The organism is Ramlibacter sp. G4-7, assembly GCF_057784995.1.
The window spans coordinates 25,770-38,457 of the sequence record NZ_JBYNTT010000019.1 but is presented as its reverse complement, the minus strand read 5'-3'; the positions used below and the strand labels follow the sequence as shown (position 1 = coordinate 38,457).

The window sequence follows — 12,688 nt, the reverse complement described above, 5'->3', positions numbered from 1 at the left end:
TTCCAAGGGACGCCAAGGTTAGTCCTTTTCCGGCCGGTGCAGAATCGGGCAGGAACACCCAGCACCGCCCATGGCGATCCCCCAGAACTTCATCCAGGAACTGCTTGCGCGCGCCGACGTCGTCGAGATCGTCGGCCGCCACGTGCAGCTGAAGAAGACCGGGGCCAACTACTCCGGGCTCTGTCCCTTCCACAGCGAGAAGTCGCCCTCCTTCACGGTCAGCCCCGCCAAGCAGTTCTTCCACTGCTTCGGCTGCGGCAAGAACGGCAACGCCATCGGCTTCCTGATCGACTATGCCGGCATGAACTTCCCCGAGGCGGTGAAGGACCTGGCCGGCCAGTACGGCATGCAGGTGCCGGAAGAGGACATCCCGCCGGCCGAACGCGCCCGCCAGGCGCAGCAAAAGCAAAAGCAGGCCACGCTCACCGACGTCCTGGAAAAGGCCGGCGCCGCCTACCGCAAGCACCTGAAGGACTCGCCCCGGGCCGTGGCCTATTTCAAGGGCCGCGGCGTCTCCGGCGCGGTGGCCAAGCAGTTCGGCCTGGGCTACGCCCCCGAGGGCTGGCGCTCGCTGGCCAGCGTCTTCCCCAACTACGACGACCCGCTGCTGGCCGAAAGCGGGCTGGTGATCGTCAACGAGGAGGATGACAAGCGCTACGACCGCTTCCGCGACCGCGTGATGTTCCCCATCCGCAACGTCAAGGGCGAGTGCATCGGCTTCGGCGGCCGGGTGCTGGGCGACGAGAAGCCCAAGTACCTCAACTCGCCCGAAACGCCGATCTTCAGCAAGGGCCGCGAGCTGTACGGCCTCTGGGAAGCGCGCAACGCCCTGCGCGAAGCCGGCTACGTGCTGGTGACCGAAGGCTACATGGACGTGATCGGCCTGGCGCAGCTCGGGTTCCCGAACGCGGTCGCCACCCTGGGCACGGCGTGCACCACGGACCATGTGCAGAAGCTGTTCCGCTTCACCGACAGCGTCGTCTTCAGCTTCGACGGCGACGCCGCCGGCCGGCGTGCCGCCCGCAAGGCGCTGGACGGCGCCCTGCCCTATGCCACCGACGTGCGCACGGTGAAGTTCCTGTTCCTGCCGCCGGAGCACGACCCGGACAGCTACATCCGGGAGCACGGGACGGACGCGTTTGCCCGGTTCGTCCGTCAGGCCGTGCCCCTGAGCGAGTTCCTGCTCGAAGTCTGCGCTGAAGGAAGCGACCTCGGGACGGTGGAGGGCAGGTCCAGGATGGTCAGCAACGCCGGGCCGCTGTGGCGGCAGTTGCCGGAAGGGGCGCTGCGAAGGCAGATCCTGGGCGCCATCGCGGACCGGGCGCAGCTCGGAGAGCACGACCTGCTGGAAATCTGGGGGCTCGCCAAGCCCCAGGGGAAACCGGCGGCCAAGGGACGCGGGAAATCCGGGGCTGACTACAAGCAGCGGGCCTATGGAACCGGGCGCCGCCAGGCCATCAAACCCAGGAGCGTGGCGATGGCGGAGCTGATCGCGCGCGCCGTCCTGGGCAATTCCCGCAGCTGGGAGTGGCTCACCAACGACGACCACCACCTGCTGTGCGAGCTGCCAGCCCCCCATGGCGACCTCTTCTCCTGGGTCGACACGCGCTTCCACGAGCACGGGGGCGAGCCCTGGGCCGTCCTGCAGCTGGGACTCGAAGGTCAGCCGTTCCAGGAGCTGGCAACGCGGCTGGCCGGGCTCGACGAGATGCAGCCCAGTGGCCGTGCCCTGGACGTCGAGGAGATCGGCGAGCCCGAGGTCCGCCGGGCGATGGCCGGCATCCACCTCGATGCGGTCGCCGGCGAAATCGCGCGGGTCGCCCAGCTCCCGGCGACCGACGCCGGCAAGGTGCAACGCCTGTACGACCTCAGCCGAAGGCAGCAGGCCTTGCTCGAAGCACAAAAACCGGGCGCCAAGGCTTGAAATCGCCAGTCGTCGATATAATGTAGGGTTTGCTGGCGGCAAGAGCGACAGCAGCACCTCCGGACCGGCCCCGCCCTCACGCACGAGCGGCACCCCCCAGCGGGTACAGGCCAACTACCGCAAGGACTGCACACCAAATGTTCGCCCACCCATCTTGCCCCTGAGGCCCGTCGGCCTTCCTCCACCCGCGCCGGGTTCGTGGCGTATTTGTGTTTCCGCTGTCCTGTACGAGGTCGTATGCCCGCTCAAAAGTCCGCAAAGCCCTCTGCCACGAAACCTGCCGACCGGAAGTCAGTCCAATCCCCATCTCCAACCGCCGCCAAGGCCCAGCTCAAGGTCGTGAACAGCGACAAGGCGCCGGCGGCAACCAAAGCAGCCAAGCCCGTGCCCACGAAGTCCATTGCCGCCAAGCCCGAGAAGGCGAACGCCAAGGAAGATACGAAGAAGTCCGTCAAGTCCGCCGTCGCCGTCGCGGAGGAACCCGCGAAGAAGAAGCCCGGCCGCCCGCCCAAGGCGAGCGCCGAGGTCGACACGCCGCCCAAGGCCGGCGCCAAGCGCGGCCGCAAGCCCAAGGCCGCGGTCGAAGCGCCCAAGGCCGCGGACGAGGAGGACCTGTCGGACGTCGAGGCCGACTTCGTGGACAGCGAGCCGGTGGTGGAAGAGCCCACCGCGGTCGTCGAGAAGGTCAAGCCGCTGCGCATGAAGATCAGCAAGGCGAAGGAACGCGCCTTGATGAAGGAATTCGGCCTGGACGAGACCGTCCTGACCGAGGAGGAACTGGCCAAGCGCCGCCTGCGCCTGAAGACGCTGATCAAGCTGGGCAAGACGCGCGGCTACCTGACGCACGCAGAGATCTCCGACCACCTGCCGGACAAGCTGGTGGACGCCGAGACGCTGGAAGTCGTGGTCTCCATGCTGAACGACATGGGCGTGGCCGTGTACGAGCAGACGCCCGATGCCGAGACGCTGCTGCTGACGAACACCGGCCCCACCGCCGCGACGGAAGAAGAAGCCGAAGAGGAAGCCGAAGCCGCCCTGTCCACCGTGGACAGCGAGTTCGGCCGCACCACCGACCCGGTGCGCATGTACATGCGCGAGATGGGCACGGTGGAACTGCTCACGCGCGAGGGCGAGATCGAGATCGCCAAGCGCATCGAAGGCGGCCTGATGGCGATGATGGAGGCGATCTCCGCCTCCCCGGCCACGATCGCCGAGATCCTGCGCCTGGCCGCGGAGATCCGCGAAGGCAAGATCGTCATCTCCACCGTGGTCGACGGCTTCTCCAACCCGAACGAAGCCGACGACTACGTCGCCGAGGAAGACTTCGACGAGTTCGATGCCGACGACGACGACGACGGTTCGGGCGGCTCCAAGGCGCTCACGCGCAAGCTGGAAGAACTCAAGGCCGCGGCGCTGGAAAAGTTCGACAAGATCGCCGGCCTGTTCGAGAAGGTGCACCGCGCCTACGACAAGGAAGGCTGGGGCTCGCCCCAGTACCAGAAGTGCCAGCACGCGCTGTCCGAGGAGCTGATGACCATCCGCTTCACGGCCAAGACCATCGAGAAGCTGTGCGACATGGTGCGCGGCCAGGTCGACGACGTGCGCAAGAAGGAGCGCGAGCTGCGCCGCATCATCGTCGACAAGTGCGGCATGCCGCAGGAAACCTTCATCAAGGAATTCCCGCCCAACCTGCTGAACCTCAAGTGGGTGGAGAAGCAGGCCGCCGCCGGCAAGAGCTGGAGCGTGGTGATCCAGCGCAACATCCCGGCGATCCAGGAGCTGCAGCAGAAGCTGGCCGACCTGCAGTCGCGCGTGGTGGTGCCGCTGGCGGAACTCAAGGAAATCAACAAGCGCATGAACGAGGGCGAGGCCTCGTCGCGCGAGGCGAAGAAGGAGATGATCGAGGCCAACCTGCGGCTGGTGATCTCCATCGCCAAGAAGTACACCAACCGCGGCCTGCAGTTCCTGGACCTGATCCAGGAAGGCAACATCGGCCTGATGAAGGCGGTGGACAAGTTCGAATACCGTCGCGGCTACAAGTTCTCGACCTATGCGACCTGGTGGATCCGCCAGGCCATCACCCGCTCGATCGCGGACCAGGCGCGCACGATCCGCATCCCGGTGCACATGATCGAGACCATCAACAAGATGAACCGCATCTCGCGCCAGCATCTGCAGGAGTTCGGCTTCGAGCCGGACGCCAGCATCCTGGCGGCCAAGATGGAGATCCCGGAAGACAAGATCCGCAAGATCATGAAGATCGCCAAGGAGCCGATCTCCATGGAGACGCCGATCGGCGACGACGACGATTCCCACCTGGGCGATTTCATCGAGGACACCGGCAACACGGCGCCGATCGAGGCCGCCATGCAGGCCGGCCTGCGCGACGTGGTCAAGGACATCCTCGATTCGCTCACGCCGCGCGAAGCCAAGGTGCTGCGCATGCGCTTCGGCATCGAGATGAGCACGGACCACACGCTGGAAGAAGTCGGCAAGCAGTTCGACGTGACGCGCGAGCGCATCCGCCAGATCGAGGCCAAGGCGCTGCGCAAGCTCAAGCACCCCAGCCGCAGCGACAAGCTGCGCTCATTCATCGACACGCTCTGACCCTCGTTGCCGCCGCGGGCCAAGCCCCCGGCGGCAATCCAGGGCTTCCACGAAAGCGCCCCACCGGGGCGCTTTTTTCATGCGCGCGGGACAGGGTTAACCATTCTTCTGCGGCTGCTGCGGCTTCCTACAATGGCCGCGGTCCTGACTTGTCCCTGACCGATCGAGGAGACATCCATGCTGGAATCCAGGCCGCGGCCCAACCGCCGGCACATCCTTTCCGCCGCGGGCGCGCTCGGCGCCGCCGCAGTCGTTCCGGGTCTGGCGCGAGCGCAGGGCGCGTGGCCCAGCCGGCCGGTCACCGTCATCTGCCCCTGGGGCGCGGGCGGCGGCACCGACGCCACGGTGCGCATCATCGCCAACCTGCTGGAAAAAGACCTCGGCCAGCCCTTCAACGTGGTCAACCGCACCGGCGGCTCGGGCGTCGTCGGCCATTCCGCGATCGCCACCGCGCCGCCGGACGGCTACACGCTGGGCATGCTGACCGTCGAGATCGCGATGATGCACTGGCAGAAGCTCACCGAGTTGAGTCCTTCGAGCTACACGCCGCTGGCCCTGATGAACGAAGACCCGCCGGGGATCACCATCAACGCGGCGGCCCCGTACCAGAACGTCAAGGCCCTGGCCGATGCGATCAAGGCGGCGCCGGCCGGCAAGTTCAAGGCGTCCGGCACCGGCCAGGGCGGCATCTGGCATCTCGCGCTCGTGGGCTGGCTGCAGGCCATGGGCCTCAAGCCGAACCACGTGGCCTGGGTGCCGTCCAACGGCGCCGGCCCGGCGATGCAGGACCTGGCAGCCAACGGGCTCGATCTGGTCACCTGCTCCCTGCCCGAGTCGCGTGCGCTGGTCGAGGCCGGCAAGGCCAGGTCGCTGGCCATCATGGCCAACGAGCGCAACCCCGCCTTCGCGAGCGTGCCGACGCTCAAGGAGTCCATGGGGGTCGACTACTCCGTCGGCGCCTGGCGCGGCATCGCGGCGCCCAAGGGGCTGCCGCCCGACATCGCGGCCAAGCTGGTCGCGTCGCTGAAGAAGGCGAACGACTCCAAGGAGTTCCGCGACTTCATGGGCAACCGGGGCTTCGGCGTGAAGTGGGCCGACCCGGCCGGCTTCGCCAGTTTCATGGCAGCCTCCGATGCCGCCATGGGCGCCGCGATGAAGTCCGCCGGCCTGGTGACCTGACGGTGCCGGTGTTCCGCGCATGAAGGTGTCCGACCGGGTCACCGGTGCGATGCTGGTCGGGTTGGGGGGCGCCGCCTACTGGGGCGGTTCGCTGCTGCCCCCCGTGCCCGGCCAGCAGGTCGGACCCGACGTCTTTCCGATGGTCATCGGCGCCGCGCTGGTGCTGTGCGGCGTGCTGATCATGCTGGGCGTCGGGCGCACGTTCGAGGAAGAGGAGGAGATCGTCACCTCCGCCACCGGCGAGGTCGCCAAGGCCGGCGCGCTGGAGCCGCGCAGGGGGTGGGTCCAGGACCTGCTGCACGGCGGCTGGAAGGTGCTGGTGCCGCCGGCCGCCCTCTTCTTCTATTACTTCGCCTCGGAGCGGCTGGGGTTCTGGATCACGGCCTCGCTGATGGTCTTCACGCTCGCCTGGAGCCAGGGCGCGCGGCTGAAATGGGCGCTGGCGCTCGCGGTCGTGGCGCCGGCACTCGTCCACCTCGTGTTCTACAAGTTGCTGCGCGTGCCGCTGCCCGTCGGCCTGCTGGCTTTCCCCTGGGCCTGAGCCCGAACCCACGCGCATGCACCAGATCCTCCAAGGCTTGTCCATGGTCATGCAGACGGACGTGCTGCTGACCATCTTCTTCGCTTCGATCTACGGCCTGGTCGTCGGTGCCTTGCCGGGCCTGTCGGCCACCATGGCAACGGCCCTGCTGGTGCCGGTGACCTTCTACATGTCGCCCATCGCCGCGGTCTCCGCCATCATCGCGGCCTCGGCGATGGCCATCTTCTCGGGCGACATTCCGGGTTGCCTGCTGCGCATTCCCGGCACGCCGGCGTCGGCCGCGTACACCGACGAGGCCTTCGCGATGACGATGAAGGGCCAGCCGGAACTGGCCCTGGGCATCTGCCTGTGGTTCTCCGCCATCGGCGGCATCATCGGCACCATCTCGCTGATCGCGTTGGCGCCGGCGCTGGCCGAAATGGCCTTCCAGTTCTCGACCTTCGAGTACTTCTGGCTCGCGCTGCTCGGGCTGATGTGCGCCACCATGGTGGCGCGCTCCTCGCCCATCAAGGCGATCGCGGCCATGTTCCTGGGCCTGCTCATCACCTGCGTCGGCATCGAGAACCCGGCCGGCACGCCGCGCTTCACCTTCGGCCTGGCAGACCTGCTGGGCGGCATCGAGATCATCCCGGTGCTGGTCGGCGTGTTCGCCGTTTCCGAGGTGATGCGCGCGTACAAGGCGAAGGACGTGCCGGTGCTGCCGCCGCGCAAGTTCGGCAGCATCCTCGCCGGCCAGTGGGCCCTGACCAAGTCGCACCCCATCCAGCAGGTGCGCGGCAACATCGTCGGCATCATCATCGGCGTGCTGCCGGGCGCCGGCGCCGACATGGCGGCCTGGATCAGCTACGCCATGTCCAAGCGCTTCTCCAAGACGCCCGAGAAGTTCGGCACCGGCCACCCCGAAGGCCTGATCGAGGCCGGCGCCAGCAACAACGCCAGCCTGGCCTCCGGATGGGTGCCCTCGCTGCTGTTCGGCATTCCCGGCGACACCATCACGGCGATCGCGATCGGCGTCCTCTACATGAAGGGGCTGAACCCCGGCCCGACGCTGTTCACCGAAAAGGCGTCGAGCATGTACGCGCTGTACATCGTGTTCATGCTGTCCAACATCATCATGATTCCGCTGGGCATCATGATGATCCGCACGGCCCGCTACGTGCTGTACGTGCCGCGTTCGCTCATCATGCCGGTGATCATCCTGCTGTGCGCGGTCGGCTCCTTCGCGACCGGCAACAACCTGGCGCTGGTGTTCACGGTGGCGAGCTTCGGGCTGGTCGGCTACTTCATGGACAGGAACGGCTACCCGGTCGCGGCCCTGGTGCTGGGCGCCGTCATGGGCACGATGGTCGAGCAGAACTTCGTGACCTCGCTGATCAAGTCCGATGGCAGCCTGCTGCCCTTCTTCAGCCGGCCGGTGGCGGCGGTGCTGGCCTTCCTGAGCATCGCGGCGGTGCTGTGGCCGCTGGCCGTGTGGCTGCGACGGCCACGCCCGGCGCCGGCTGCCGCCCGCTCCGTGGGGTGAGCAGGACGCGCACGCGCACTCCGGCGATGCTGCAGGACGCTGATTTCGTGATCGTCGGCGCCGGCATCGCCGGTGCCTCCGTCGGCTACTTCCTCGCGCCGCATGCCCGCGTCGTGCTGCTGGAACGCGAGTCGCAGCCTGGCTACCACGCGACCGGCCGTTCCGCCGCGCTGTTCCTGGAAAGCTACGGCACGCCGCAGGTGCGCGCCCTCACGCGCGCCAGCCGCGCCTTCCTGGAGGCGCCGCCGCCGGAGTACGCCGAGCATCCGGTGCTGGGTCCGCGTGGCTGCCTGTTCGTGGCCGCACCGGGCCAGCAAGACCTGCTGGAGGCGCATTGGGACCTGCTGCGGGCGATGACGCCGCACGCCAGGCGGCTCACGGCGGCACAGGCGATCGAACGCGTCCCCGTGCTGCGGCCCGAGCGTGTCATCGGCGCCGTGCTCGAGCCGGATGCCAGGGACATGGACGTCGACGCGATCCACCAGGGTTACCTGCGCGGCCTGCGGCGCGCCGGCGGCTCGGTGGTGTGCGATGCCGAAGTGCTGGGGCTCGCGCGCAGCGGGGAGCGCTGGGAGGTGCGCACCAGGGCCGGCCGCTTCCACGCGCCTGTGGTCATCAACGCGGCCGGCGCATGGTGCGATGCGATCGCGCGGCTCGCCGGCCTCGCCGGCATCGGCCTGCAGCCGCGGCGCCGCTCCGCCTTCACCTTCGCGCCACCCGCGGGCGTGGACACGCGGCACTGGCCCTGCGTCATCAGCGCGGACGAGACCTGGTATTTCAAGCCGGATGCCGGCGTGCTGCTCGGCTCTCCGGCCAACGCGGATCCGGTCGACCCGCAGGACGTGCAGCCGGAGGAGCTGGACATCGCGCTGGCCATCGACCGCATCCAGGCCATGACCACGCTGGAGATCCGCCGCCCGGCGCGCACCTGGGCCGGCCTGCGCTCCTTCGTCGCCGACGGCGACCTGGTGGGTGGCTTCGATGCGCAAGCACCCGGCTTCTTCTGGGTGGCGGCGCAAGGAGGCTACGGCATCCAGACCTCGCCCGCGATGGGCCAGGCCTGCGCGGCGCTCGCCCGCGGCCTGCCGCTGCCCGCGCACATCGCGCAGTGCGGCGTGACGGAAGCGATGCTGGCGCCGGCGCGATTGCGCTAGGCCTTTCGGTGGGCTTCGCTGACGCTCACCCCCACCCTGCAAAGGTCGGTGCAGGTCCTGGTTCGCAGCGAAGCGTAGGGTGGCGCAGCGAACGCCGCGGACGGTGAGCGCAGCGAACCCCACCGACCGCACCGACCGCACCGCCTCAGAACATCGTCTCCTGGTATCTGTCGTCCTTGCCGTCCCGCCGCGGACGCAGCAGCTGCACCTCCGGCTGGGAATCGGCCTCGGTCTCGTAGCGCTTGCCGCACTCCGGGCAGCCATAGGACTCCCGGTGCCGGCCGCGGGCCACGTGGATGGCGACGATGCGCAGGCGCGCGCCGCAATAGGCGCACGACTGTTCGAAAATGCTGAGCTGCCCCTGGCCGTCTTGCGTGGCATGTTTCATCGGGTCCTCCCCTCATGAACACGAACCGGACAGTATGCGCGTCGGTCCGCGCGCCTTCAAGAAAGCAATCGTTAAGCGAGCGCCTCCAGCGCCATCATCCCGGCGGCGGTGTTGGAGATCGGGATGTGGTAGTTGGTGTGCACCTTGCGCACGGGCCCCGCGACGGCGCCGCGGGTGGCCAGCCACATCAACAGCTCCACGCCCTGCGTCCCGGTCTTCTCCACCAGCTCGTGGATGCTGTACTGCGTGGCCCACTCGGGGTCGTCCACCAGGCTTTGCATGAACTTCAGGTCGAAGGGCTTGTTGATGAAACCGGCGCGCGTGCCATCGAGCTGGTGCGACAGGCCGCCCGTGCCGATCACGACCACCTTGCGGTCGCTGTCCCAGGAGCGGACCGCCTCGCCCACCGCCTGCCCCAGCGCGTAGCAGCGCCGCGCGCTCGGCAAGGGGAACTGCACGGTGTTGATGCAGATCGGCACGGCAGTCACGGGCGCCCCCTGCGGCCAGAACAGTTTCATGGGCACGGTGAAGGCGTGGTCGACCAGCATCTCCTGGCAGGTCGTGAGGTCGAACTCCTTTTCCACCAGGTGCTCGATGATGTGCCAGGACAGGTCCGGCTGGCCCGCGAAGGGCGCCAGCGTGGGCAGGCCCCAGCCCTCGTCGGCGTTGCGGTACTCCGGCGCCGCGCCGACGGCGAAGGTGGGCATCTTGTCCAGGAAGAAGTTCAGGCCGTGGTCGTTGTAGAAGACGACGGCCACGTCGGGCCGCACCTCGTCGAGCCAGCGGTGCACCGGCAGGAAGCCTTCGAAGAAGGGCTTCCAGTAAGGCAGCGCCTGCAGGCCCCTGGCAATGGCGCCGCCGATGGCGGGCACGTGGGAGGTGGTCAGTCCACCGACGATCCTGGCCATGGTGCGTCCTCTCAGGCGGGCAGCTGCCCGGGTTGCTCGTTCTGCTGCAGCAGCCGCTGGCTGAACTGCTCCTTGCTCATGCCGGTCTGCGCCGCGCCCAGGTCCTGGACGTCCAGGCCCAGGATGCCGGCGAACTTGGCCAGGTAGTAGACGTTGCCGCCGGCGGCGATCAGCGCCAGCACGTCACGGGTGCGGATCGCCGCGGCCTGTTCGCCGTTGAGACCGTAGCGGCGCATGTAGCCCTCCTCGTCCGCCAGGAAGGCGTCGCGGTTGGCCTTCTCGTTGAACGAGAAGCACATGCGGTTCAGGGCGTAGCCCTTCATCGCCTGGACGCCGTCGAACAGCGTCGTGCCGGGAATCTCGGGCTGGGACATGGCAGCCTCCTTTGCCCGAAGTATCCCGGCCGGCCGCGGACGCGCGCCTGACGCAGATCAAGCTTCGCGCGGGCCTGGCACGCGGCGCTGCTCAGCGCCCGGTGAACCGCGGCTTGCGCTTTTCCATGAAGGCCTGCCGTCCCTCGACGTAGTCCGCGCTGGCAAAGCAGCGGTCCACCACCGCCTGGCACAGCGCCGCGTCGCGCTGTGACTCGTCCTTCAGCGCCTGGGCGACCAGCGTCTTGATCGACGCAACAGTGAGCGGCGCGTTGGCCGCGATGCGCTCGGCGTAGTCGCGCACGTACGCCTCCAGGCCGTCCGCGGGCAGCACGCGGTTCACCAGCCCCATGGTCGCCGCTTCCTGCACCGAGAACTGGCGCGCCGTGTAGAAGATCTCGCGCGCGAACGAGGGGCCGACCACGTCGACGAGCTTGCGCACGCCCTCCAACTCGTAGCCCAGCCCCAGTTTCGCCGCCGGAACGGCGAAGGACGATCCCTCGGCGGCGATGCGCAGGTCGCACGAGAGCGCCACGGACACGCCGCCGCCCACGCAGTAGCCGCGGATCATCGCGACGGTGGGCTTGTTCACTTCCTGCAGGGCCGCCGTCGCCTTGTGCGACACCGCGTTGTACGCCGCGATGTTCTCGGCGTTGGAGCGCTTCTCCTCGAATTCGGAGATGTCCGCGCCGGAGACGAAGGCCTTGCCGCCGGCGCCCTGCAGCACGATCACGCGCACCTGCGCGTCCTCGGCGAACGCCGTGACCGCGTCGAACAGGCCCTGCCACATCGGCAGCGACACCGCGTTGTGCCGTGCCGGGTTGTTGAACGTGATCCAGCCGATCGCGCCGTCCTTCTGCGCGATCATGCGCTCGGTCTGCAGCTTCATGCCTTCACTCCGGTCGCCTTCACCACGCCCTCGGCCAGCAGGCCGCGCACCTGCGCCTCGCTGTAGCCGGTCTCGCGCAGGATCTCCTCGGTGTGCTGGCCGTGCAGGGGGGCCGGCTTGCGGATCTGCGTCAGGTCGCCGCTGGACTTCAGCGGCAGGCCCAGGGTCTTCATCGGCCCGATCTTCGGATGGTCGATGTCGTAGACCATGCGCCGGTGCTGCACCTGCGGGTCGGCAAGCGTCTGGTCGTAGGTGTAGACAGGGCCGCCGGGAACGCCCGCCGCGTCCAGCTTTTCGACCCAGTGCGCCGTGGGCTGCAGGACGAAGATCGCCTCGATCAGTTCCTGCAGCGCGTCGGCGTGCTTCACGCGCAGCGGGTTGCGCTCGAAGCGGGGATCCTGCAGCCACTGCGGCTGTTCCACCACCTTCTCGACGAAGGCGCGCCACAGCTTGTCGCCGCTGGCCCCCACCGTGACGTAGCCGTCCTGGGAGCGGAAGGCCTGGTAGGGAGCGGAGCGGCGATGGCGCGTGCCGGTGGCCGTCGGCAGTTCGCCGCCGCCGAAGAAGGCGCCGAACTCCCAGATGCTCCAGGCGAGTCCGGCCTCCAGCAGCGAAGTCTCCAGGTACTGGCCCTGGCCGTGCCGCAGCTTGCCGATGTAGGCGCCGAGGATGCCGTACAAGGTGGTGACGCCGCAGGCGATGTCGTTCATCGCGATGCCCACCTTGGCCGGCCGCCCGCCCGGGTGGCCGGTCATCATCATGATGCCGGACATGCCTTGCGCGATGATGTCGAAGCCGCCCTTGCGGCCGTAGGGCCCGGTCTGGCCGAAGCCCGACATGGAGGCGTAGATCAGCGCCGGGTTCACCTGCTTGAGGTCCTCGTAGGCGATGCCCAGCTTCTTGACCACGCCGGGGCGGAAATTTTCGATCACGATCTCGCTGCGCGCGGCCAGCTTGTGCACGATGTCCTTGCCCTGCGGCGCCTTCATGTCGACCGCGATGCTCTTCTTGTTGCGGTTCAGGACGGCGAAGCAGTAGGACTCGTCGTTCACCCTGGGTTCGAAGTTGCGGGTGCTGTCGCCATCCAGGCTTTCCAGCTTGATCACCTCGGCGCCCAGGTCCCCCAGCGCCATGCTGCAGTAGGGACCGGCCATCACGTTGGTGAGGTCCAGGACGCGGACGCCTTCCAGGGGAAGCGGCATGTT

The 12,688-nt window shown here is 68.2% G+C and carries 11 protein-coding genes; 6 read left to right on the top strand and 5 right to left on the bottom strand.

Translation table 11 applies throughout. The annotated features are described in order from the left end of the window. Positions 1–70 precede the first annotated feature (70 nt). From dnaG to AC3EGR_RS21585, 6 genes are all read left to right on the top strand, one after another. The gene (dnaG, locus tag AC3EGR_RS21610; RefSeq protein ID WP_488548593.1) at positions 71–1,924 is read left to right on the top strand and encodes a DNA primase; all 1,854 of its coding nucleotides are present in this window, start codon (positions 71–73) and stop codon (positions 1,922–1,924) included. A 237-nt stretch (positions 1,925–2,161) separates the two neighbouring features. Beyond that, complete coding sequence (rpoD, locus tag AC3EGR_RS21605) at positions 2,162–4,531, top strand: RNA polymerase sigma factor RpoD (RefSeq protein WP_488548592.1); 2,370 nt, start codon at positions 2,162–2,164, stop codon at positions 4,529–4,531. A 177-nt stretch (positions 4,532–4,708) separates the two neighbouring features. Further along, positions 4,709–5,710, top strand: a complete 1,002-nt coding sequence (locus AC3EGR_RS21600) for a tripartite tricarboxylate transporter substrate binding protein (RefSeq protein ID WP_488548591.1) — start codon at positions 4,709–4,711, stop codon at positions 5,708–5,710. Positions 5,711–5,729: 19 nt separating this feature from the next. After that, positions 5,730–6,251, top strand: coding sequence for a tripartite tricarboxylate transporter TctB family protein (locus tag AC3EGR_RS21595; protein WP_488548590.1), 522 nt, complete (start codon positions 5,730–5,732; stop codon positions 6,249–6,251). Positions 6,252–6,267: 16 nt separating this feature from the next. Beyond that, positions 6,268–7,773 carry a tripartite tricarboxylate transporter permease gene (locus AC3EGR_RS21590; protein WP_488548589.1) on the top strand — a complete coding sequence of 502 codons (1,506 nt, stop codon included), beginning with the start codon at positions 6,268–6,270 and terminating at the stop codon, positions 7,771–7,773. A 26-nt stretch (positions 7,774–7,799) separates the two neighbouring features. Beyond that, a complete protein-coding gene (locus AC3EGR_RS21585) occupies positions 7,800–8,927 on the top strand; it encodes an NAD(P)/FAD-dependent oxidoreductase (RefSeq protein ID WP_488548588.1) in 1,128 nt (375 codons plus the stop codon). A 145-nt stretch (positions 8,928–9,072) separates the two neighbouring features. Here the strand turns inward: AC3EGR_RS21585 and AC3EGR_RS21580 are convergent, their stop codons facing one another. The 5 genes from AC3EGR_RS21580 to AC3EGR_RS21560 all read right to left on the bottom strand — a co-directional run bounded on the left by AC3EGR_RS21580 (position 9,073) and on the right by AC3EGR_RS21560 (position 12,685). Beyond that, on the bottom strand, positions 9,073–9,315 hold the full coding sequence (locus tag AC3EGR_RS21580; protein ID WP_488548587.1) for a hypothetical protein: 243 nt from the start codon (positions 9,313–9,315) through the stop codon (positions 9,073–9,075). A gap of 71 nt (positions 9,316–9,386) precedes the next feature. Continuing rightward, positions 9,387–10,223 (bottom strand): class III extradiol dioxygenase family protein, encoded by an 837-nt coding sequence (locus AC3EGR_RS21575; protein ID WP_488548586.1) that lies wholly within the window; start codon positions 10,221–10,223, stop codon positions 9,387–9,389. An 11-nt stretch (positions 10,224–10,234) separates the two neighbouring features. Next, positions 10,235–10,597, bottom strand: a complete 363-nt coding sequence (locus tag AC3EGR_RS21570) for a protocatechuate 4,5-dioxygenase subunit alpha (protein ID WP_488548585.1) — start codon at positions 10,595–10,597, stop codon at positions 10,235–10,237. A 91-nt stretch (positions 10,598–10,688) separates the two neighbouring features. Next, entirely contained in the window at positions 10,689–11,483 is a 795-nt protein-coding gene (locus AC3EGR_RS21565) for an enoyl-CoA hydratase (protein ID WP_488548584.1), read from the bottom strand. Beyond that, positions 11,480–12,685, bottom strand: coding sequence for a CaiB/BaiF CoA transferase family protein (locus AC3EGR_RS21560; protein ID WP_488548583.1), 1,206 nt, complete (start codon positions 12,683–12,685; stop codon positions 11,480–11,482). The genes AC3EGR_RS21565 and AC3EGR_RS21560 overlap by 4 nt, the downstream gene beginning before the upstream one ends. Between the last annotated feature and the right edge of the window lie 3 nt (positions 12,686–12,688).